20 protein-coding genes are annotated in these 21,730 nt (G+C 72.2%); 7 read left to right on the forward strand and 13 right to left on the reverse strand.

The window, feature by feature from the left end; translation table 11 throughout:
• Positions 1–65: 65 nt before the first annotated feature.
• The 3 genes from GA0070215_RS29785 to GA0070215_RS02210 are packed head-to-tail and all read right to left on the reverse strand — an operon-like array spanning position 66 to position 2,141.
• Entirely contained in the window at positions 66–146 is an 81-nt protein-coding gene (locus GA0070215_RS29785; RefSeq protein ID WP_369753841.1) for a hypothetical protein, read from the reverse strand.
• A complete protein-coding gene (locus tag GA0070215_RS02205) occupies positions 110–1,126 on the reverse strand; it encodes a DUF7507 domain-containing protein (protein ID WP_091041222.1) in 1,017 nt (338 codons plus the stop codon). Before GA0070215_RS02205 ends, GA0070215_RS29785 begins: the two co-directional genes overlap by 37 nt.
• Complete coding sequence (locus GA0070215_RS02210; protein ID WP_091041225.1) at positions 1,023–2,141, reverse strand: glycerophosphodiester phosphodiesterase; 1,119 nt, start codon at positions 2,139–2,141, stop codon at positions 1,023–1,025. Before GA0070215_RS02210 ends, GA0070215_RS02205 begins: the two co-directional genes overlap by 104 nt.
• Before the next feature lie 106 nt (positions 2,142–2,247).
• Here GA0070215_RS02210 and GA0070215_RS02215 point away from each other — a divergent pair, with 106 nt between their 5' ends.
• The gene (locus GA0070215_RS02215; RefSeq protein WP_091041227.1) at positions 2,248–3,582 is read left to right on the forward strand and encodes a TrkH family potassium uptake protein; all 1,335 of its coding nucleotides are present in this window, start codon (positions 2,248–2,250) and stop codon (positions 3,580–3,582) included.
• A complete protein-coding gene (locus GA0070215_RS02220) occupies positions 3,572–4,240 on the forward strand; it encodes a potassium channel family protein (protein WP_091041230.1) in 669 nt (222 codons plus the stop codon). Before GA0070215_RS02215 ends, GA0070215_RS02220 begins: the two co-directional genes overlap by 11 nt.
• 17 nt (positions 4,241–4,257) lie before the next feature.
• Here GA0070215_RS02220 and GA0070215_RS02225 read toward each other — a convergent pair whose 3' ends face one another.
• The 7 genes from GA0070215_RS02225 to GA0070215_RS02255 all read right to left on the reverse strand — a co-directional run bounded on the left by GA0070215_RS02225 (position 4,258) and on the right by GA0070215_RS02255 (position 13,084).
• A complete protein-coding gene (locus GA0070215_RS02225) occupies positions 4,258–5,943 on the reverse strand; it encodes a serine/threonine-protein kinase (protein ID WP_091041232.1) in 1,686 nt (561 codons plus the stop codon).
• 71 nt (positions 5,944–6,014) lie between these two features.
• The gene (locus GA0070215_RS02230; protein WP_091041235.1) at positions 6,015–7,571 is read right to left on the reverse strand and encodes a fused MFS/spermidine synthase; all 1,557 of its coding nucleotides are present in this window, start codon (positions 7,569–7,571) and stop codon (positions 6,015–6,017) included.
• Between the two features lie 36 nt (positions 7,572–7,607).
• Positions 7,608–8,645 carry a coiled-coil domain-containing protein gene (locus GA0070215_RS02235; protein WP_091041237.1) on the reverse strand — a complete coding sequence of 346 codons (1,038 nt, stop codon included), beginning with the start codon at positions 8,643–8,645 and terminating at the stop codon, positions 7,608–7,610.
• A 184-nt stretch (positions 8,646–8,829) separates the two neighbouring features.
• Positions 8,830–9,639 carry an inositol monophosphatase family protein gene (locus GA0070215_RS02240; RefSeq protein WP_018787677.1) on the reverse strand — a complete coding sequence of 270 codons (810 nt, stop codon included), beginning with the start codon at positions 9,637–9,639 and terminating at the stop codon, positions 8,830–8,832.
• On the reverse strand, positions 9,632–10,084 hold the full coding sequence (locus GA0070215_RS02245; protein ID WP_018787678.1) for a response regulator: 453 nt from the start codon (positions 10,082–10,084) through the stop codon (positions 9,632–9,634). Before GA0070215_RS02245 ends, GA0070215_RS02240 begins: the two co-directional genes overlap by 8 nt.
• Positions 10,081–11,817 carry an ATP-binding protein gene (locus tag GA0070215_RS02250; RefSeq protein WP_091041240.1) on the reverse strand — a complete coding sequence of 579 codons (1,737 nt, stop codon included), beginning with the start codon at positions 11,815–11,817 and terminating at the stop codon, positions 10,081–10,083. The genes GA0070215_RS02245 and GA0070215_RS02250 overlap by 4 nt, the downstream gene beginning before the upstream one ends.
• Before the next feature lie 28 nt (positions 11,818–11,845).
• Positions 11,846–13,084, reverse strand: a complete 1,239-nt coding sequence (locus GA0070215_RS02255) for a PP2C family protein-serine/threonine phosphatase (RefSeq protein ID WP_018787680.1) — start codon at positions 13,082–13,084, stop codon at positions 11,846–11,848.
• 220 nt (positions 13,085–13,304) lie between these two features.
• Between GA0070215_RS02255 and GA0070215_RS02260 the strand changes: the two genes are divergently transcribed.
• Together GA0070215_RS02260 and GA0070215_RS28615 are read left to right on the forward strand one after the other, a co-directional pair.
• On the forward strand, positions 13,305–15,683 hold the full coding sequence (locus GA0070215_RS02260; RefSeq protein WP_091041243.1) for a M28 family peptidase: 2,379 nt from the start codon (positions 13,305–13,307) through the stop codon (positions 15,681–15,683).
• A gap of 1,201 nt (positions 15,684–16,884) precedes the next feature.
• A complete protein-coding gene (locus tag GA0070215_RS28615; RefSeq protein ID WP_208600262.1) occupies positions 16,885–17,184 on the forward strand; it encodes a tyrosine-type recombinase/integrase in 300 nt (99 codons plus the stop codon).
• A 57-nt stretch (positions 17,185–17,241) separates the two neighbouring features.
• On the opposite strand, the gene GA0070215_RS02270 is transcribed toward GA0070215_RS28615, so the two are convergent.
• The 3 genes from GA0070215_RS02270 to GA0070215_RS02280 form a co-directional block, all read right to left on the reverse strand.
• Complete coding sequence (locus GA0070215_RS02270) at positions 17,242–17,496, reverse strand: Smr/MutS family protein (RefSeq protein ID WP_013288724.1); 255 nt, start codon at positions 17,494–17,496, stop codon at positions 17,242–17,244.
• Positions 17,497–17,555: 59 nt separating this feature from the next.
• Positions 17,556–17,918, reverse strand: a complete 363-nt coding sequence (locus GA0070215_RS02275) for a tetratricopeptide repeat protein (protein ID WP_018787684.1) — start codon at positions 17,916–17,918, stop codon at positions 17,556–17,558.
• A gap of 87 nt (positions 17,919–18,005) precedes the next feature.
• On the reverse strand, positions 18,006–18,776 hold the full coding sequence (locus tag GA0070215_RS02280) for an ROK family protein (protein WP_091041245.1): 771 nt from the start codon (positions 18,774–18,776) through the stop codon (positions 18,006–18,008).
• 85 nt (positions 18,777–18,861) lie between these two features.
• Here GA0070215_RS02280 and GA0070215_RS02285 point away from each other — a divergent pair, with 85 nt between their 5' ends.
• The 3 genes from GA0070215_RS02285 to GA0070215_RS02295 all read left to right on the forward strand — a co-directional run bounded on the left by GA0070215_RS02285 (position 18,862) and on the right by GA0070215_RS02295 (position 21,697).
• Entirely contained in the window at positions 18,862–20,499 is a 1,638-nt protein-coding gene (locus GA0070215_RS02285; RefSeq protein WP_091041248.1) for an ABC-F family ATP-binding cassette domain-containing protein, read from the forward strand.
• Positions 20,500–20,537: 38 nt separating this feature from the next.
• Positions 20,538–20,855, forward strand: coding sequence for a hypothetical protein (locus GA0070215_RS02290; protein WP_018787687.1), 318 nt, complete (start codon positions 20,538–20,540; stop codon positions 20,853–20,855).
• A gap of 116 nt (positions 20,856–20,971) precedes the next feature.
• Positions 20,972–21,697 (forward strand): BON domain-containing class I SAM-dependent methyltransferase, encoded by a 726-nt coding sequence (locus tag GA0070215_RS02295; protein WP_018787688.1) that lies wholly within the window; start codon positions 20,972–20,974, stop codon positions 21,695–21,697.
• Positions 21,698–21,730 lie beyond the last annotated feature (33 nt).

A 21,730-nucleotide genomic window follows, 5' to 3' on the forward strand; every position in this document is an offset into this window, starting at 1 on the left:
GATCTTCCGCGAGACCGGGCGGGATGCACCGCGTACAGCGCCCGGAGTGCCTCCGGAGTGACAGGTCAGAGCTGGACGCCCACCTTGCGGCGCATCCGGCTGAGGCCGATCAGCAGGCCGCCCGCGGCCAGCAGCCCACCACCGATGCCGACCATCGGCGTCGTGCTGCTGCCGGTGACGGGCAGGTGCTTGCCGGGTCGACCACGGCGACGTCGGTGATCGTCACCGTGCCGGTGTTGGTCACCCGGTAGGTGTAGAGGATCTTGTCTCCCTTGGCCGCGTACCCGTCGGGCTCGCACTCGTTCTTGCAGGCCGACTCGACCCGGGCCTTCTTGTCGATCGACAGGCTGGCCCGCACCGGCGGGGGCGTGACCGTGGTGACTGTGAAGGTGGCCTCGTTGGAGGTGACCTGCTGCTCACCGAACGAGCCGTTCGCCCTGGCGATGTTGACGATCTCGCCCGCCGCCACGTCGGCCTCCGTCACGGTGTACGTCCCCGTACAGGTGGTGCTCGCGCCGGGCGCCAGCGAGGTCGTCGCGCAGGTGATGCCGGTGACCTTGTCGTCGGTGATCGCGATGGCCGTGATCGGGTCCGTCGTGCCCGTGCTCGCGTTCCCGACGGTGTACGTGTAGGTGACGACCTGGCCGGCCTTGAGCCCACTCGCGGGCGTGCCGGTCTTCGTCAGCGTCAGCGAAAGGCCGATGTCGCCGGCGGCGCACGTGTGCGTGAGGACGAAGAAGCGGGCGGTGCCCGAGATGACCGCGGTGGCTCCCGTCAGCGTCCAGCCGGCCGGGGTCCGGATCCAGGCCTTGCTGGTGCCGAGGTCGTTGACGATGGCGCTGTTCGGGTCGGTGGGAATGGTCCGGGTGACCGGTCCGCCGGGCGTGCTGAATGTTGCCGTGATCGTCTGGAAGGTACCCGTCGTCGCCTGGTTGCCGGGCAGGTTGAAGACCCAGACGTCCTCGTCGGCGAAGGGCGGACCGGCCGGAACGACCCGGCCGGCCCGCCACGCCTTTCGAGGGTCAGCGGCCCGCTCGGGCGGCCACCGCCGTGTCGGGGTGGTCGCTGAACACCCCGTCCAGGCCCAGGTCGAAGAACAGTTCGTACTCGGACGTGATGTCCCCACGCGCGTTCGGGTCGGTGCCGATGCGGAAGTCCACCGGCAGGAACTGGTTCTCGGCCCGGAACGTCCATGCGTGCACCACCAGCTTCTGCCGGTGCGCGTCCCGGATCACCGAGGTCGGCGCGAGCAGCCGACCGGCGGAGTCCCGGGGCACGATCAGGTTCTTGTTCAGGCCGACGCCGTCGGCGTACCGGGAGATCCAGGCCAGTCCCGCGGGCGTGGCCAGGTCGGCGTAGGTCCGCTTGTCGCCGCCGGCGACGAAGTCGTAGGGCGCGCCGCTCGCGTCCATGAGCTGCACCAGCCGCACGTCGATCATCTTGTCGAGCTTGCGCAGGTTGGCGGTCTCGAAGCTCTGCACGAACACCGGGTCGTTGCGGTGGGTGAGCCGGTTGTGGCGCAGCACCGCGACCAGCGGCTCCTCCAGCGGACGCCCGATCGACGCGAAGTAGGTGGGGTGCTTGGTCTCCGGGTAGACGCCGATGGTCCGGCCCCGGGCCTTCGACTCGGCCCGCGCCAGGTCGATGACCTCCTGGAACGTCGGGATCTCGAATTTGCCGTCGAACGCGGTGTTGGCGACCCGCACCTGGGGCAGGCGCTCCTTGGCGCGCAGCGTCTTCAGCTCGGCCAGCGTGAAGTCCTCGGTGAACCAGCCGGTGACCGTCACCCCGTCGATGGTCTTCGTCGCCTTGCGGCCGGCGAACTCGGGGCGGGCGGCCACGTCCGTCGTACCGGAGATCTCGTTCTCGTGCCGCGCGACCAGGACGCCGTCCCTGGTCGAGACCAGGTCCGGCTCGATGAAGTCGGCGCCCTGGCGGATGGCGAGCCGGTAGGCCTCCAGGGTGTGCTCCGGGCGGTAGCCGCTCGCGCCGCGGTGGCCGATCACGATCGGCCGCTGGGGCGCGCGGGCCTGCTCGGCGCGGTGGTCCGGGCCGGCCTGGGCGGCCACGGCCGGCACCACCACAGCGGCCGCCGCGAGCAGCGCGCCGGCCACGCCGAGGGCGGAAAGGGTACGTCGCAACGCCGTCTCCTGTCGTCGATGGGTACGCACAGCAGACCGGGTGTGGTTGACCGCCAGTTGGTCGGTTCCTGACCTGCCGGTGAATCTCCGGACGGAAGATGACGGGGTGCGCCGCCTGCTCCGGAAGCCCGTACGGCTGGTGCCGTTGGGGTTCCTGGCGGTGATCCTGGTCGGCACCGGTCTGCTCATGCTGCCCTGGGCCACCAGCGAGCAGCGGCACACCCCGTTCGTCACCGCGCTGTTCACGTCCACGTCGGCGGTGTCGGTGACCGGCCTGACCGTCACCGACACGCCGAACTACTGGAACCACTTCGGGCTCGTGACGATCACCGTGCTCACGCAACTCGGCGGGCTCGGCATCCTGACCGGCGCGTCACTGGTGATCCTCGCCGTCTCCCGCCAGCTCGGCCTGCGCAACCGGCTGCTCGTCCAGGCCGAGACCGCCGAGTTCGGGCTCGGTGACCTGCGCCGGCTGCTGGTGCGGATCGCGGCCACCGTCTTCGTCACCGAGGCGCTGGTGGCCGCCGTGGTCGGCGGACGGGTGTGGCTGGTCTACGACTACACGCCGGGGCGGGCGCTCTGGTCCGCCGTGTTCCACTCGGTCCAGGCGTTCAACAACGGCGGCTTCACGCTCTACTCCGACAGCCTCGTGGCCTTCGGTCGCGACCCCTGGGTGACGCTGTCGCTCAGTGCCGGGGCGATCGTCGGCGGGCTCGGCTTCCCGGCGATCTTCGAGGCCACCCGGGAGTGGCGACGGCCGACGCGCTGGACGGTGGCCACCAAGCTGACCGTCTGGGGCAGCGTGGTGCTGACCGTCGTCGGCGTGGTCTACCTGCTGCTGGCCGAGTGGTTCAACCCGTACACGATCGGCACCTACGACGTGCCGGGCAAGGTGCTCGCGGCCTTCGGACAGATCGCGCTGAGCCGCACCGGTGGTTTCGACCTCGTCAACGTGGACCGGCTCACCGAGGAGAGCTATCCGATGTTCGTCGGCCTGATGTTCGTCGGTGGCGGCAGCGCCAGCACGGCCGGTGGCATCAAGGTCTCCACGTTCTTCCTGCTCGGCTTCGCCATCTGGGCCGAGCTGCGTGGCGAGCCGGACATCACCGTGGGACGACGCCGCGTGTCCCCGTCCAGTCAGCGGCAGGCGCTGACGGTGGCGCTGCTCAGCGTGGCGCTGGTGGCCGCCGGCACCGTCGTCCTGATCGCGCTGACCGCGCAGGTGCCCTTCTACGCGGCACTGTTCGAGGTCACCTCCGCGTTCAGCACCACCGGCCTGAGCGTCGGCCTGTCCCAGCAGCTCTCCCCGGCGGGCCAGTACGCGCTGACCGCGCTCATGTACGTCGGCCGGGTCGGGCCGCTCACGCTCGGCTCGGCGATCGCGTTGAACACCCGTCGGCGGCTGTACCGCTACCCGGAGGAGCAACCCATTGTCGGTTAGACATCCGAACGAGACGGGCATCGTGGTGATCGGCCTGGGCCGGTTCGGCTCGCGCCTGGCCGAGTCGCTGTCCCGGCTCGGCCACGAGGTGCTCGCGGTCGACCGAGACCCGGTCCGGGTTCAGCACTGGTCCGGCGAGCTGGACCGGGTGGTGCAGGCGGACAGCACCGAGGAGGAGGTGCTGCGCCAGCTCGGGCTGGCGGACTTCCGCCGGGTGGTGGTCGCGATCGGCGCGTCGCTGGAGGCGAGCGTGCTCACCGTGCTGGCGCTCGCCGAACTGGGGATCGAGCAGATCTGGGCGCGGGCCACCTCGGAGAAGCACGCGAAGATCCTGCACTCGGTCGGCGCGCACCACGTGGTCTTCCCCGAGGCGGAGACCGGCGAGCGGGTGGCGCACCTGATCGTCAGCCGGATGCTCGACTTCATCGAGTTCGACGACGACTTCGCCATCGCCAAGATCCGGGTGCCCGCGCCGCTGGTCGGGCGGTCGCTGCGCGACGTCGCCCCGCAGGACCGGTTCGGCGTGATGGTGGTGGGCGCGAAGCGGTCCGGACAGCCGTTCCGGTACGCCGGACCGGACACGGTGCTGACGCCGGACAGCGTCCTCATCGTGGAGGGCGGCATCACCCAGGTGCAACGGTTCTCCGCGCTGGGCTGAGCAGGCACCACTGCCCCTCAGTCGTCGTCCTCGTCCTCGTCGTCGTCATCGTCGTCGTCGCTCTTCCCGGCCTCGCCCTTGGCGGGCTTCGGCGGCTTGGGCTTGGGCGCCGGCTTCGCCTTCGCCGGGCCACCCTTGGTGGCCTTGGTGGCCGGCTTGGTGGTCGGCTTTGCGGGTGCCTTGGTGGTCGGCTTGGCGGGCGGCTTGGCGGGTGCCTCGGTGGTCGGCGCGACGGTGACCGGCACCGAGCCGGCGATCCCCGACACCAGCACGCCGCACGTGCGACCACCGACCGTGAACTCCACCGGCAGCGTGTTGCTCCCGGTGTAGCGTCCGGCCAGCGTGAGCTTCGTCGACGCGCCCGGCGCCAGCGCCGGGGTCGCCGCCGCAGCGGTGACCGACACGGTCTGTCCCACCTGGCGTGCCGGCGGCTGGGCCGTGGTGACCGTCTGCTTACCGGGGAACGTGAAGTTCATCGTCCAGCCGCGCAGCTCGCGGTCGCTGGTGTTGGTGAGCGTCAGCTCGGCGGAGAAGTCCTTGCCGGTGTCGCGGCGCAGCGAGTAGTCGACAGCGCAGGGAGTCGGCTCGGGCAGCCCCATCTTCGCCTCGGTCGGCTCCACCCCGCCGCTGGCCGGGCTCCGCGACGTCACGCCCCACAGCGTGGCGGTCACCGCGATCAGTCCGACGGCGGCCACACCGGCCTCCAGCTTGCGCCGCCGCGCCACCGCCCGTCGGGTCCGGGTGCGCACCGCCGAGAACGGCAGCGCACCGGTCTCCGCCGACCACGGCAGGATCGTCGTGCCCGCGTTCTCCGCGAGCGCCGGGTCCATCCGGCCGAACGCCGGTGACACCGGCACGACCGCCGCGATACCGGCCGCCTCGGCGAGCGTACGGGCCACCTCGGCGGTGGCCGGGCGGTCCTCGGGGCGCTTGGCCAGGCACCGCTGCACCAGCGCGGCGACCGGCTCGGGCAGGCCCGGCACCGCGGGCATCGGGTCCGGGTCGCGGTACATGTGGGCGCGCAGCATCTCGGTGGTGGTGCTGGCCTGCCACGGCAGGCGGCCGGTGAGCATCCGGTAGAGCAACAGCCCCACCGCGTACACGTCGGTGGCAGGCGAGACGTGGCCGTTGTCCAGCCGCTCCGGCGCCAGGTACGCGGGCGTGCCGAGCAGCGCGCCGTCCGGTCCCTTGTCGCTCTCCCCCACCAGCGCCGAGATGCCGAAGTCGACGACCTTCACGCCGGTCGGCGTCAGCATGACGTTGCCCGGGGTCACGTCCCGGTGCACCACGCCCCGGGCGTGCGCGGCGGCCAGCGCCGAGGCGACCTCCGCGCCGATGGTCATGGCCTCCCGCCAGGGAAGCTGCCCGTCGCGGCCGAGCCGCCCGCTGAGCGGACCGCCGTCGACCAGTTCCATGACCACGTACGGCACGGTCAGGCCGACCTGCACGGACTCGCCGTAGTCGTACACGTTCGTGATGTTGGGGTGGCACAGTCGCGCCGCGGCCTGCGCCTCCACCCGGATCCGGTGCCGGAACGCCTTGTCGCTGGCCAGCCGCGAGGCCAGCACCTTGACCGCGACCTGCCGGCCCAGCACCTCGTCGTAGCCGCGCCAGACGACCGACATGCCGCCCGCACCCAACTGCTCGACGAGCCGGTACCGCTCGCCGAGCAGTTGCACGCCGTTCCTGACCGGTCCACCCATGGTCGGTCCTGTTGCCCGAAGTCGACCCCGGTACACCTCAGCGGTCGGAATCGGTCAGGAAAGTCACCCGTTCAGGCTGTCGCGAGCAGTTGGTCCACCGGCGCGTAGTCGTCGGTGAGCACCATCGCGTCCCCGACCCATCCGGTCACCGCCGCCTCGTCCATCAGTTCGGCCCGCTCCGGCAGCAACTTGAGCCCGGCCGGGATCGCGGCGAGCGGCAGCGGCGCGTCCGAGGCGACGATCACAAAGTTGGCGCCCTGCTCCCCGTCGATCGCGCCGGGCGGGGCGATCAGCGCGACGTGCGCGAACTCGGCCTTCACGGTGGCCAGTTCGGCGCGGATGAACCGGCCCGGCGGATAGTCGATGACGTTCTGCACGTAGATCCCGTCCGGGCGCAGCACCCGCCGGATGTCGGCGGCCATCTCCCGGGTGGCCAGGTGCCACGGCACCACCAGGTGGCCGAACGCGTCACCGACTATGAAGTCGCGGCTGTCGCCCGGCTCGCCGCGCAGCAGCACCCGCGCGTCGCCCACCTCGGCGCGCATCTGCGGGCCGGTGCGCAGGCCCAGCTCCCGCCGGTCCAGCTCGACCAGGCCGCCGTCGAGTTCGAAGACCAGGTTGTCGGTGCCGGGCCGGGTCGCGGCCAGGTAGTTCGGCACGGTGAAGCCGCCACCGCCCAGGTGCAGCGCGTCCATCGGTTGCCGCGCCGGCCGCGCCACGTCAGCGACCAGGCCGATCCACTGCGTGTACGCGTACTTCAGGTGGTTCGGCTCGTTCAGGTCGACGTACGAGTGCTCGGCCGAGTTGAGGTAGAGCGTGCGCCCCTGCGGCCACGACGGGTCCACCTCGACGCGGGCGCAGTGGTACGCCGTCTCCACGTCGCACGGGTTCGGCGCCGCGGCGGTGAGCCCGGCGGCGGCGAGACCGAGCAGTGCCAGCGCGGCCTTGACCCGGCCCGGCGCGGACAGCCCGGTGGGACCGGCCTGCCGGCGCAGCCAGACGCCGAGTGCCAGCCCGGTCACCCCGATCACCGCGGCCAGTGCCAGCACGATGACGGAGCTGCGCAGCGCGGCCACCAGGATGAAGCCGGTGCCGAGCGTGGCGGTGATGCCGCCGAGCGTGCCGATGCTGGACAGCTTGCCCACCACCTGGCCGGTGCGGCGCAGGTCGGCGAGCTGGAGCTTCACCACGAGCGGGGTGATGGCGGACAGCAGCGCCGCGGGCAGCACCACGGTCAGCGCGGTCAGCAGGAGCACCGCGCTCGCCGCGCCGCCGCGCAGCACCTCACCGGCGTACCTGACGATCGGCAGCGTGACGGCGGTGGCGATGCCGGCCAGCACCAGCGCCGGGGCGAGCAGGGTGCGCGGGTCACGCCGGTCGGCGAGCCACCCGCCGAACCACGCCCCGTACGCGATGGCGGCCAGTGCCATGCCGATGACCGAGCTGGTCACCTGGAGGGTCACCCCGACGTACGGGCCGACCAGGCGCAGCGAGACGGTCTCCAGCACCAGCACCGCCCCGCTGGAGAGGAAGACGAGGAACGCGGCGAGCCCGTTGGGCAGGGCCCGGGGCGGAACCGGTGCGTCGGCGGCCGGTTCCGCCGTGACGTCGGACGAAGTGCTGCTCATCGTGGCGATGGTACGCAGCGCCGCTGAGACGCCGGGTCAATACATCGAGATGTGAACATGGTTTGTGTGGTCCGCCGCCGGGCTGCCGCCGCCGCTGTACGCCCGCCAGCCGGTGTTCGGCATCCAGATCTGCCGATACCAGATGACGTACATGATGCCGAGCTTGTTGGCGTTGTTCTTCGCCCAGGCGGCGAGGCTGTCGCCGTACGACTTGTCGCCGCCGGTGGCGGTCTTGTCCTCGAACCCGCCGCTGGCGGCGGAGAAGTCGCAGGCCCGGCCCTTGGGGTGCTCGCCGCCGCCACCGCTGCGGTGACACGAGGCGTAGCGCTTGTAACCGGCCGACTGGGCCTGCTGGAGCATGTGCAGCGTGCGCGGCGTGATGCAGCCGGACGCGGGCGTCGGGTCGTCCACCGAGCAGGACTCCGACGGCCACGAGCCGTCCGAGTTGCGCGGCGCGGGCTTCGCCGACGAGGAACTGCCGTTGAACCCGGACCCGGCGCCGGAGCTGACCTTCGCCAGCGCCACCTCGGCGTCCTTCTTCTTGCGGGCCTGCACCGCCACCTGCTTGGCCTGCTCGCGTACCTCGGCGTCGATGGCGAGCTTCGCCTCGGCCGCCTGCGCCTTCGCGTCGGCCAGCTCCCGCAGCCGCTTGCTGTCGCGCTGGGCCATCACGTCCAGCTCGGCCGCGCGCTTGAGGAAGTCGTCCGGGTCGGCGCTCGCCAGCAGCATCGACGTCGCGGTGAGCCGGCCCAGCCGGTACGACTGCGCGGCGACCTCACCGGCCTGCGCGCTGAGCCCGACGAGGCGTCCCTCGATGTCGGTGAGCTGGGCGGCGAGCGCCTTCTGCCGGCGCTTGGAGTTCTCCAGCTTGTTCTGGGCCTCGATGTGGCCCTTCGCCGCCGCCTCCAACGCCGCCCGCAACTGCTTGCTGCCGCCCTCGTCCGGGGCGTTCGGGCTGGGTACGGCGGCAGCCGGTCCGGCGGCCACGCCGGAGCCGAGCAGCACGGCCACCGCGGCGAGCGCGGCGAGCAGCGACCGCCGGACGCGCCGGCCGGTAGGGCTGGTCCTGGGCACGTGATGGTCCTTCCGTCGACCGCCGGCCCCCGTACACCGAGCGGCGTCTCCGCCGGCGCCGGACGGCGGCCTGCTGGCGGAGACCGCCGGTCACGATACCGGACCACGCGCGCCACGCCAGGCCGGCGACGGCGTACGGCCTCCGGTGTCGACGCAGCGTGCCGCGCCCGTCGCGCAGCGCCGCTCAACCGCTCAGCAGGGCCGCGCTCACCTCGTCCCAGATCTCCGGGCTCGCCGCCACGAGCAGTCCCCGGCCCTCGTCGGCCGGCTGGTAGTCGGCGCCGTCGAACCGGCGGGCCACGCCACCGGCCTCGCGCACCAGCAACGCGCCGGGCGTGTGGTCCCACGGCAGGGTGCGCCAGAACAGCACGAACTGCTGCGCGCCGGTGAGCATGTCCAGGTACTCCCGGCCGGCGCAGTGCTGGCCGGGCAGCAGCTCACCGACGCGACGCCCGCCCTCCTCCACCTGGCGGCGGAAGTCCGGGGGCAGGAACTTCGTCGCCGCGGTGCCGCGCAACGCGCCCACCCGCGGTTCGGCCTGCGGCGCGCTCAGCGACGCCCCGTCCAGCTCGGTGCCGGCGCCGAGCCGGGCCGCCGCCATCGTGCCGTCCAGCGGGTCGTACACCCAGGAAGCCACCGGTACGCCGTCGGTGAGCAGCGCCGCCATCAGCGCGAACGGCCGGCGACCGGCGGCGAAGTTGGAGGTGCCGTCGACCGGGTCGACGAGCCACACGTCGCCGCTGCCGCGCAGGTGCCGCAGCAGGCCGGGATCCTCGGCCACCGCCTCCTCGCCGACCACCACCGAGCCGGGACGCAGCCGCCGCAGGCCCTCGGAGATCAGCGCCTCCGCCTCGCGGTCGGCGACGGTGACCACCTCGCCCGGTGCCTTCTCGGAGATGTCGGACGCGTCGAGCCGGCGGAACAACGGCACGACGACCTTGGCCGCCGCCTCCCGCAGCAGCGCGCCGACGTCGTCCAGCAGCGGGTCAGCCACGCGGCGGCAGCTTGACCACGCTGACGAAGAACTCGTCGATCTGGCGGACCACCGAGATGAAGCGCTCGAAGTCCACCGGCTTGGTCACGTAGGCGTTGGCGTGCAGCTGGTAGCTGCGCAGGATGTCCTCGTCGGCCTGCGAGGTGGTGAGCACCACGACCGGGATGCGACGCAGCTCGTCGTCCTTCTTGATCTCCTTCAGCACCTCCCGGCCGTCCCGGCGGGGCAGGTTCAGGTCGAGCAGGATCAGGTCGGGCGTCACCGCGTCCGCGTACTGGCCCTCGCGGCGCAGGTAGGCGAGCGCCTCGGCGCCGTCGGAGACGACGGTGAGGCGGTTGCGGAGCTTGTGCTCCTCGAACGCCTCCTGGGTCATCAGCACGTCGCCGGGGTCGTCCTCGACGAGCAGGACCTCGATCGGGCTCTTGCCGTCCGCAGGCGCGGTCATCCCACCGTCTCCTTCATGCCACCGTTTGTACCGTGTCGGTCCGCCCCTGCGGGCGACTCTTCGGGTGCCTCGCCGTCCGGCTGCCGCCCGGCGTCCGCCGGGTCGCCCTCGGTTGCCTCGGTCTGCTCCCCGGCTTCGGCCTCCGGTGCCGTCGCCGCCGCCTGGGCCGCCTGGGCGGCGGAGATGTCGGCCTCCAGCGCGGGCAGCGTGAACCGGATGACGGTGCCCTCGTCGGTGTCGGTGTCCACCCAGACCCGGCCGCCGTGATACTCCACGATCTTCTTGACGATGGCCAGCCCGATGCCGGTGCCCGGGTACGCGTCCTTCGAGTGCAACCGCTGGAAGATCACGAAGATCTTGTCGGCGAACTCCGGCTCGATCCCGATGCCGTTGTCCCGGCAGCTGATCTCCCACTCCCCGTCCACCAGCCGCGCCGACACGTGCACCTTCGGCGGCACGTCGGGCCGGCGGAACTTCACCGAGTTGCTGACCAGGTTGACCAGCAGGTTGGTCAGCAGCGGCTCCTCACCGCGGATGGTCGGCATCTCGCCCCAGGTCAGCTCCGCGTCGGCGTACTGCAACGCCGCCTCGGTCTGCCCGGCCACGTCGCCCATCACCTTGTTCAGGTCGACCTCGGTGAAGCCGGTGGTCAACCGGCCGATCCGGGAGAACGCCAGCAGGTCGTTGATCAGGCGCTGCATACGCTGTGCACCGTCCACCGCGAACGCGATGTACTGGTCGGCGCGCTCGTCGAGCTGCCCGGCGTACCGCCGCTGGAGGAGCTGGCAGAAGCTCGCCACCTTGCGCAGCGGCTCCTGGAGGTCATGCGAGGCGACGTACGCGAACTGTTCCAGGTCGCGGTTGGAGCGGGTCAGCTCCTCGGCCTGCTTCTGCAACTGGCTGTTGACCCACTCGATGCGCTCGCGCGCCTCGCGTACCTCGTCCAGATCCCGGGCGATCTTCATCCGCATCTGGTCGATGTCCTCGGCGAGCCGCCGGAACTCCGGCGGACCGGACCCCTCGATGTGGTGCCGGTAGTCGCCGTCGGCCACCTCGCGCACCTGGCTGACCAGGTCGGCCAGCGGGCGGATCAGGATCCGGTCCAGCGAGAGCAGCATGACCACGCCGGCCGTCGTCACCACAAGCGCGGCGATGATCAGCAGCACGACCAGGGTGTTGCTCGTCGAGTTGACGCGGTCGGCGGCCTCCTGCCGGACGGAGAGGATCTCGTCCTGGAGCGTGTCCACCGACGTGCGGATCCCGTCGAACTGCTGCCGGGTCTCGTCCGTGATCAGCGCCCGCCCGGCCGCCGGACCGTCGCGTTCGACCGTGGCGATCACCGGCTCGGCGACCTGGGTCCGCCACTGCGCGGACTCCTGCTCCACCACTTCCAGCGCGCGGCCGACATCCGGGTAGCCCGCGGACAGGCCCCGGATCGAGGCGAGGAGGGTCTGCTCCCGCTTCACGCCCTCGCGGTAGGGCCCCAGGTCACCGAGGTCGCCGTTCACCGCGTACCCGCGTACCGCGGTCTCCTGGTCGAGCAGCGCACTCATCAGCTCCTGCGCCTGGACGCGCAGCGGGCCGGTCCTGAGCAGCACGACGTCGATGTTCTGCCGGTTCTGCGCGGCGACCGCCGCCTCCGCGCCGGCCAGCCCGAGCAGCAGCACGACCACCACACCGAGCAGCGCGGCCACCCGCCGCCGCAGGGTCCACCCCTGCTGGTACGCCTTCACAGTCCCCACTCCCGCTCGTTCCTCGCACTCACCGGCCGGTGCCCCGGCTGACCAGCAACATCGCCACGTCGTCGGCGAGCGGGCCACCGTTTATCTGCTCGGCCCGCCCGACCAGCCAGGCGGGCAACTCGGCCAGCGGCACCGCCCGGTTCGCCGGTTCGGCGAGCAGCCCGGTCAGACCCGGCACGTCGAGCCGTTCGTCACCGCCGTCCACCCGGCCCTCGATCAGGCCGTCGGTGTACAACAGCAGGGACCAGTCGGCGGTGTCGAACTCCAGGTCGAAGGCGACCGGGCGGCGCGGGCGTACGCCCAGCAACAACCCGCCCTTGGCCGGTACCGGCGCGACAGTCCCGCCGCTGAGCAGCAGCGGCGGCGGGTGACCGGCGAGGCGTACGGTGGCCCGTGCCGACGCCAGGTCGAGCCGGGTGGTGGCCACCGTCGCGAAGATCTCCTGGAGCCGGCGCTCGCTCATCAGCACCTGTTCCAGCGCGGGCAGCACCTCGTCGTCCGGCACCCCGGCCAGCACGAGTGCCCGCCAGGCGACGCGCAGTTCGACGCCGAGCGCCGCCTCGTCCACGCCGTGCCCGCAGACGTCGCCGACGATCAGGTCGATGCGGTCCGGCCGGGTCTGCACCACGTCGTAGAAGTCGCCGCCGATCAGTGCGGCGTGCCGGCCGGGCCGGTAGAACGTGTGCACCGACACCTCGTCGGTGGTCATCAGCGGCTGCGGCAGCAGGCCGCGCTCCAGGCGGGCGGACTCGGCCTGGCGCAGCTCCACCTCACGCAGCCGGCGGGCGTTCTCGTCGGCCCGCTTGCGCTCGACCGCGTACCGCAGCGCCCGGGTCAGCAGGACACCGTCCACCTGGCCCTTGACCAGGTAGTCCTGCGCACCCTCGGCGACCGCGACGATACCCAGGTGCTCGTCCGACCGGCCGGTCAGTACGCAGACCGCGGCGCCGCTGGCCATCTCCAGCACCCGGCGCAGCCCGTCCAGCCCCTGCGCGTCGGGCAGACCCAGGTCGAGCAGGACGCAGTCCACGCCCATCACCCGCTGCCGGGCCTCGCTGAGGCTCGTGGCGACCAGCAGGTCGATCATCGAGTTGGTCTCGGCGAGCAGTTCACCGACCAGGAACGCGTCGCCCTCGTCGTCCTCGACCAGCAGCACCCGCAGCCGCTCCCCCGGGGGTACGGTGCCGTGCAGCCCCGCCCCGGCCGACGGCACGAAGGCACCACCCGACGCGCCGGCACCCCGGTACGGTCGGGTCACCGCCGCTAGTCGCGGGAGTTCGCTGGTGATGTCGGACTCCTTCCGAATGCCCTGCTGATCATGGCCGACACAACGGTCCCATCCCGACAGCGGCACGGTTGACCCACGATGTTACGCCGGGAGCGCTGTCACGCCCGCAGCGCACCGACCGGGGACTGCCGCCGCGGCCCTCGGGGGTGCAGGATGATCTCACCCCGCAGATCCACCCCGAGGAGTCCCAGTGGGCGCACCCCCCACCCGCCCCGCCGACCGTGCCTTCGCCAGGCCCCGCCGCCGGCCGATCGCCGCCCTGGCCGCGCTCGCCGCGCTGCTCGCCGTCGGGGCGGGCGTCCTGGTCGGCCTCTCCACCCCGGCGCCGCGCCCGGCAGACGCGCCCGAGAGCGACTTCAGCGCCGCCCGGGCGTTCCGGAACGTCGAGGTGATCGCGGCCGAGCCGCACGTGGCCGGCAGCGCCGCCAACGACCGGGTACGCGAGCACCTGGTGGGCACGCTGCGCGGGCTGGGCCTGCAGACCGAGGTGCAGGACGCGGTCGCACCCGAGGCCGGGCAACTGTCCGGCGCGGCGGGCGGGGCGGCGCTGGCCCGGGTCCGCAACGTGGTGGCCCGGCTCCCCGGCACCGACCCGACCGGGAAGGTCTTCCTGGTCTCGCACTACGACTCGGTGCAGACCGGGCCGGGCGGCAACGACGACGCCGCCGGCACCGCCACGATCCTGGAGGTGGCACGCGCGCTGACCACCGGCCCACGCCCCCGCAACGACGTCGTCTTCGTGCTCACCGACGCGGAGGAGGCGTGCCTGTGCGGCGCCGCCGGGTTCGCCGCCGATCATCCGCTCGCCCGCGACGGCGGCGTGGTGCTCAACCTGGAGGCGCGCGGCTTCACCGGCCCGGTGATCATGTTCGAGACGTCCCGGGACAACGCGAAGCTGGTCGAGATCTTCGGCAAGGCCGCCCCGCACCCGGTGGGCACCTCGTTCGCGGTGGAGATCTACCGGGCGCTGCCGAACGACACCGACTTCACCGCGTTCCTCGACCGGGATTTCGTGGGCCTGAACTCGGCCTACATCGACGGCGGCGCGATCTACCACACCCCGCTGGACGTGCCGGCCCGGATGGACCGGGGCAGCCTCCAGATGCACGGTGACAACGCGCTCGGCCTGACCCGCGAGTTCGGCCGCACCGACCTGGGCGACCTGCGCGCCGGCCACGACGACACCTACTTCCCGGTGCTCGGCGGCCTGATCAGCTACCCCGGCTGGCTGACGCTGCCGCTGGCAGTGGCCGCGCTGCTCGCCGTCGGCGCGCTCGGCTGGCTGCTGCGCCGCCGGGGCCGGGCCACCGCCGGCACGCTCGCCGCCGGCTTCGGCCTGACCCTGGTGCCGGTCGTCGTGGCCCCGCTCGGCGCGTGGCTGCTCTGGGCCGCGATCACCACGATCCGACCCGGGTACGCCGAACTGCTCGACCCGTACCGCCCGGTGGCGTACCGCCTCGCCGTCGTGGCGCTCGCCGCCGCTGTGCTGTTCTGCTGGTACGCGCTGCTGCGCCGCCGGGTCGGCCCGGCCGCGCTGGCGTTCGGCGGGCTGGCCTGGCTCGCCGTGTTCGGGGTGCTGCTCGCGGTGGCGGCGCCCGGCGGGGCGTACCTGACGACACTGCCGGCGCTGGCCGGCGCGCTCGCCGGGTTCGCGGCGCTCGCCACCCGGCCCGACGGCCCGTGGCCGGTGGGCGCGGTGACGCTGGCCGCCGCGGTGGCGGTGGTGATCCTGCTGCCTCCGGTGGTGCTGCTGTTCCCGGCGCTCGGCATGGGCATGGGCGCGGTAGCCGCGCTCGTCGCGGTGCTGCTCGGCCTCGCCGTACTCCCGGTGGTGGACCTGCTGCACCCCCGGGCCGGCGGCCAGCGCGGCCTGCTCGCGCTGCGCGCACGCCGGCTCGGCGCGCTGCCCGCCGCGGCCGCCGCGCTGGCGGCGGCGGTGCTCGCCGGGGTCGGCCTCGCGGTGGACCGCTTCGACGCCGAACACCCCGTGCCGACCCACCTGATGTACGCGCTGGACGCGGGCACCGGGAAGGCGGCGTGGCTCAGTCACGAGGAGAGGCCGCAGCCCTGGACCGACGGCTACGTCGACCGGAGCATCTCGCTGGCCGACGACTTCCCCGGGCTGGGCGACGGCGAGATGCGCGCCGGACCGGCCGCTGCCGCTTCCCTGCCCGCGCCGAAGCTGGACCTGCTCTCCGACAGCACTTCCGGTGACCAGCGCGTGCTGCGGGTACGGGTGGTGCCGCAGCGGCAGGTACGCCTGCTCACGCTGCACGTCGACACCAGCACGGCGACAGTGCGGTCCGCCACCGTGGCCGGGCGGGACGTGCCGGTCGAGCCCGGCGACGGCAGGTGGGGATTCGGGGTCGTGTTCCACGCCCCGCCGCCGGAGGGTGTCGAGGTCACGCTGACGCTCGTGCCCCGGGGCGGTGCCGTTTCGGTGCGGGCCATGGACGCCAGTGACGGACTGTCCGGGGTGCCCGGGTTCCGGCCCCGGCCGGAGGGTGTGGGAGTGGTCGGGTCACACAGCTCGGAAATGCTGGCGGTGGCGCGCACGTACCCGCTTTGAGCGGTGAGCAGCGAGGCGGGCTGGGCTGGCGGCGTGCCGACCGATCTGGAGCATGCGCGGAATGCGAGGTGGTGGTGCGCCTGGCCGCGCCGCTCGGCAACCGGGTCCTGGTCGGCATCGGGCACCGTCCCGGTGAGCTGAGACCGCTACTTCCAGCGGTATCGATCTAGGGCAGGAGCGTAGTCGATCAAACTGGACGACTGCACCTCTGGCCTGGACACGGCATGATCTTGGACAGCAACAGAGCCACCCTGATGGCGCGCCATCAGAGATGCCGGCCGGTCAAGCCTTGTGGAATCCTGCGCGGGTGACGTGTGAGAGATGCGGACGTGAGCTCGTTCTCAACGGCGTAACTAACCTCCATCAACATGGGCCAACCCGGTGGTACTCGTGCTCTCACTGCCCAGCGCAGTTCTACCAAGTCGAGAAGACCGGCGAGTCCTTCTATGGGCCGCACGCCCCGATAGACCAGCAATGGGCGGCCGGGTACCCAGCCACCGCAGACTCGTCGGACCCGAGCGCCACGCTCCACGCTGTGGGCGATGGAACCCTGTGCGGTCTTCCGCGAGACCAGGTGACGGTGTATCGGCATCACTTCGATCCATCGCGGCCCAATGCATGTACCGCCTGCGTGGCTGCCGCCCAGGAAGTCGACGCCCGCTGGTCGGCAGAGAAGCGGTGACCCTCCCGGTCCTCACCAGTAATCACCGCGCCGCATCTCCCCCGGCTGCGCCGCACGTGTACCCGGTGCTCGGGCAGCGGCCGCTGGCGTCCATTCAGCCGGCCACCGTCCGGGAGTGGGCACGCCGCCTCCAGGAATCCGGGTTGTCGGTGGGCTAGGCGACGTTCCGGGACAACATGCCGGAGCGATATCGAGTCGCTGTCGACCTGGGCGCCGGTTGCGGTCTCCGGCAGGGCGAGATATTCGGGGCCAGTCCAGCGGACCTGGACGGCACACGGCCCGTCCTGCATGTCACTCGTCAGATCAAGCTCGTTCGCGGTCGACTCATCTTCGCGCCGCCCAAGGGCGGCAAGTCCCGCGAGGTGCCCCTACCCAGGTCGGTAGCCGGGCGACTGGAGCGGCATGTGGCCGACTTCCCACCGGCCACGGTCAGCCTCCCGTGGGCCAGCCTGACGGGCGAGCTGCGGACCGTCGAGCTTGTACCTGTCGACGCCCGCCGGAACGGCACTCACCCGCTCGATGTTCAACTCCGGCGTCTGGAAGCCCGCGATCAGGGCGACGGGCGCACCGGACGACAGGCACAACGGGATGCACGTGCTCCGGCACACCTACGCCTCGGTGCTCCTCGACGCCGGGGAAAGCATCAAGGCCCTCTCGGCGTACCTCGGGCACGCGGACCCGGGCTTCACCCTCCGGACCTACACGCACCTGCTGCCGACGAGTGAGGACCGCACCCGGCGATCCATCGACAAGGCGCTGGGTGAGGACCAGGAGGACGACGACCCTGCGGAGCCCGTAGACGGCCTGGAAACGGCATGATCTTGCTTCCGGCCCCCTCTGAACGACCCAAGATGCAGGTCAAAGGGCATGCAGCCGCTACTTCCAGCGGAAGTGGACGAACAGGCGGCCGAAGTTCTTCGAGTCCTTCTCGACCCGGTGGTAGAGCTGCTTCACGTCCTTCTGGTCGAGGAAGCGCAGCACCTTCTTCTTCAACGCGCCCGACCCCTTGCCCGGGATGATCTCCACGAGCGTGGCCTTCTTCGCCACCGCCTCGTCCATGATCCCGCGCAGCGCGCGGTCGATGTCGTGGCCCTTGTTGTAGATGTCGTGGAGGTCGAGCTTGAGCTTCACGGTCCCATCCTAGGTACGCGGAAGGGCAGCCCGCCCGGGCTGCCCTTCCGCGTCATCGGTCAGCGACCGACCTTGCCCTCCACCCGGCGCAGGGCGGTGGCGTAGTCGGTGTTCGTCGAGTACATCGCGGCCGCGATGCGCAGGTGCCGCAGCGCGTCCACCGGCCGGTTCATCCGCTCCAGCGTGCGGCCGAGCACGTGGTGCGCGTAGTGGTCGCTCGGGTCGCGGTCGACCAGCTCGCGCAGCTGCTCCTCGGCCCGGTTGAGCTGGGCCGACTGGAAGTACGCGCGGGCCAGCAGCTGCCGGACCGAGGAGTTGTCCGGCTCCGCCTCGATGATCGGTTCGAGCAGCCGGGCCGCTCCGGTCGGGTCACCCGCTTCGAAGAACATGGTCGCCCGCCGGTACTCCGCCAGAAGATCCACTCGACCCACCTCCTCGTGTCGCGCCAGACCCTTGGTCCGACGCTGGCACAACACCGGCGCGAGCGCGAGTGTTCCTGCGGGTGAAGATCAGGCGGTGGGGTCGTACCGGCCGCCGACCAGATCCCAGGCCCGGACACCACCGACGATTCCGGCCGTGTTCGGGACGATCACCACGTCGTCGCCCATCCGGGCCACCTGCTCGGGCCGGATCAGCCGGGAGTTGCCACCGCCGAGATACAGCCGGTCCCAGCGGAACACCGGCCGCAGGCCGTCCACCACCTGCCGGATCCGCCGCGACCAGAACGCGTCACCCAGGCGCCGCCGTTCCGGCTCCCCCACGTACGTGTCATAGGTGGTGTTCCACCGCACCGGCGCGTGGGACAGCTCCAGGTGCGGGGCCAGCATCCCGCCGTCGAACAACGCGCTGCCCAGCCCGGTGCCGAGCGTCAGCACCAGCTCGCAGCCGGTCCCGGCGACCACACCCGCGCCGTGCACCTCGGCGTCGTTGAGCACCAGCGCGGGCACGCCGAACGCCCCGGCCAGCGCGGTGCGCGCGTCGTACCCGGACCACTCGGCCACCAGGTCCGGGTCGACGCGGCTGCGCGGCCCGGAGCGGGTCACGTAGTGCGGCGTCGCCACCACCACGCCGTGCCGGATCATGCCGGGCATGCCGACGGTGAGCCGGTCCGCCGTGGGCAGGCGGGCGCCGAGATCCAGCAGCGTCTTGACGAACAGGCCGGGCGGCAACGGGTACGGCGTGGGCACGCGCAACGGCCGCGCGCGCATGGTCCCGGCGGCGTCCAGCACCGAGGCCTTGATCCCGCCGCCACCACAGTCGATCGCCAGTGTGGTCACCACGGCTGTGAGTCTCCCTCAGACCGGCGCCGCCGCGAGCACGGGTCACGGCAATCCGGATGCGCCCGCAGGTAGGCTCGGTCACCTGATGAGCGCCACGTTGATCGCCAAGGATCTCACCGCCGGCCACGGCGACCGCCTCCTCTTCGAAGACCTCGACCTGGTCGTCGCGCCCGGCGACGTGGTGGGGCTGGTCGGGGTCAACGGCGCGGGCAAGTCCACGCTGCTGCGTACCCTCGCCGGTCTTGCCCCCCGCGAACGGGGCTCGGTGGCGCTGAGCCCGCCCACGGCGACAGTGGGCTACCTGCCGCAGGAGCCGGAGCGTCGGCCCGGCGAGACGGTCAGCGGGTTCCTGGCCCGGCGGACCGGGGTGAGCGCCGCGCAGGCCGCGCTGGACGCCGCCACCGAGGCGCTCTCCGCGGGGGCGGCGGGCGCCGACGACGCGTACGCGAACGCTCTGGAACGCTGGCTCGACCTCGGCGGCGCGGATCTGGACGAGCGGGCCGAGCAGGTCGCCGCGGAGCTGGGTCTCGACGTCGGCCTGGACCACCCGATGACCGGCCTGTCCGGCGGGCAGGCCGCCCGCGCCGGGCTCGCGTCGCTGCTGCTCAGCCGGTACGACGTCTTCCTGCTCGACGAGCCCACGAACGACCTGGACCTGGCCGGGCTGGACCGGCTGGAACGCTTCGTCACCGGCCTGCGCGCCGGGACCGTGCTGGTCAGCCACGACCGGGAGTTCCTCACCCGCACCGTCAACCGGATCGTCGAGCTGGACCTGCACCAACGGCAGGTCAACCACTACGGCGGTGGCTACGCGGCCTACCTGGAGGAGCGTGCGGTGGCCCGCCGGCACGCCCGCGAGGAGTACGAGGAGTACGCCGACACGAAGGCCGACCTGGAGGCGCGCGCCCGCACCCAGCGGGCGTGGATGGAGAAGGGCGTCAAGAACGCCCGCCGCAAGGCCACCGACAATGACAAGATCGGCCGCAAGTACCGGGCCGAGTCGACCGAGAAGCAGGCCGCGAAGGCGAAGCAGACCGCCCGGCTGATCGAGCGGCTGGACGTGGTCGAGGAGCCGCGCAAGGAGTGGGAGCTGCGGATGGAGATCGCCGCCGCGCCCCGCGCCGGCGCCGTCGTGGCCTCGCTCCGACAAGCTGTGGTACGCCGTGGCGGCTTCACGCTCGGCCCGGTGGACCTGCAGATCGACTGGGCCGACCGGGTGGCGATCACCGGCGCGAACGGCTCCGGCAAGAGCACCCTGCTCGCCGCGCTGCTCGGCCGGCTGCCGCTGGACGAGGGGCACGCCGCGCTCGGTCCGGGTGTGGTGGTCGGCGAGGTCGACCAGGCCCGGGGACTGTTCCTCGGCGACCAGCCGCTGCTCGACGCCTTCGGCGCCGCCGTACCGGATCTCGCCCCGGCGGACGTGCGGACGCTGCTGGCGAAGTTCGGGCTGCGCGCCGACCATGTGCTGCGGCCGGCGGCGACGCTGTCCCCCGGTGAGCGGACCCGGGCCGCGCTGGCCCTGCTCCAGGGCCGGGGCGTCAACCTGCTGGTGCTCGACGAGCCGACCAACCACCTCGACCTGGCGGCGATCGAGCAGCTCGAATCGGCGCTGGCGAGCTACCCGGGAACGCTGCTGCTGGTGACCCACGACCGGCGGATGCTCGACGCGGTGAGCGTGAACCGGCGCCTGCGCGTGGCCGACGGACGGATCGCCGAACACTGATCCGTGCCGACCGGCGCGCGCGGGTCCACAATGAGCGCATGCTCAAGTGGGAGTACGCGCTGCTGGTCCGTCGCCGCCAGGCCGCCACCACCGACACCGGGTGGGAGGTCGTCTTCATCTGGTACGGCCCGGACGGCTCCATGATCGACGTATCGTCGTACGGCGACACCGCGCTGGCCCACCTGAACCGGGCCGGTGACCAGGGCTGGGAACTCGTCTCGATGAGCGAGGACCCGTCGCTGCCGGGCAACAACGAGCTGCACCGCTACCACCTCAAGCGCCCGAAGACGGCCCCTGCCCAGCCCCGTCAGCGCATGCGCGGCTCCCGCACGGTCCGCCGAGCCCTCTCCCCCTGATCCCCTTCCCCCGCTCCCTCGCCTCTCCGCGCACCACCCGCCCCGCGGGGCGAGGGCGACAGGGGCGGGGCGAGGGGCGGGCGCATATCGGGGCGAAAAGGGGGTAACGGGCGCGCATGGTGGCGATGGGGCAGACCGCGCTCTCGGGTGAGCGACTCCGGCAGACCGACGGCTTCCTCGCCGAGGCGTGGGCCGACATGGTCCGGCACGACGAGCGGCTGCGCGGTACGGCGGTCGAGGTGCGCTTCGACCGGGGCGTGGCGCACCTGACCGGCGAGGTCGCCGACCCGGAGCGGCTACGGCTGGTGCGGGAGCTGATCGGTCGGCTGTCCGGCGTACTCGGGATCTGGTGCCGGGTCAGCGTGGCCGGGCGGGCGCCGGTGGTGGTCGACCTGGGCTGCGGCGCGACCAAGCAGTGGCCGGGCAACCTGGGGCTGGACATCTACCCGGCGGCGGGGGTGAACGCGGTCGCCGACCTGGCCGGTTCGCTGCCGCTGCGGGACGACTCGGTGGACGTGTTCTTCGCGGTGCACATCGTCGAGCACCTGATCGACTTCCTGCCGCTGTTCGACGAGTGCCACCGGGCGCTGCGTCCGGGCGGGGTGCTGCACGTCATGAGCCCGTGGTGGCGGCACGTCAACGCGGTGGCCGACCCGACGCACGTACGCCTGCTCGACGTGCAGACGTTCAAGGGCATCTGCGGTCAGCGCCCACCGGGTGCGCCGCGCTGGTATCCGCTGCACGTCGGCTGCGACGGAGCGTCGATCTTCGCCGACCTGACCCCACTGCCGCCGGACGCCCCCGCCCCCGCTCCTTCCCACCTGGCCCGCTTCTTCGACTGAGGACGCCCACGAACCACCCCGTCGATCATGAAG

The sequence above is a fragment of the Micromonospora marina genome (assembly GCF_900091565.1).
Lineage (GTDB): Bacteria > Actinomycetota > Actinomycetes > Mycobacteriales > Micromonosporaceae > Micromonospora > Micromonospora marina.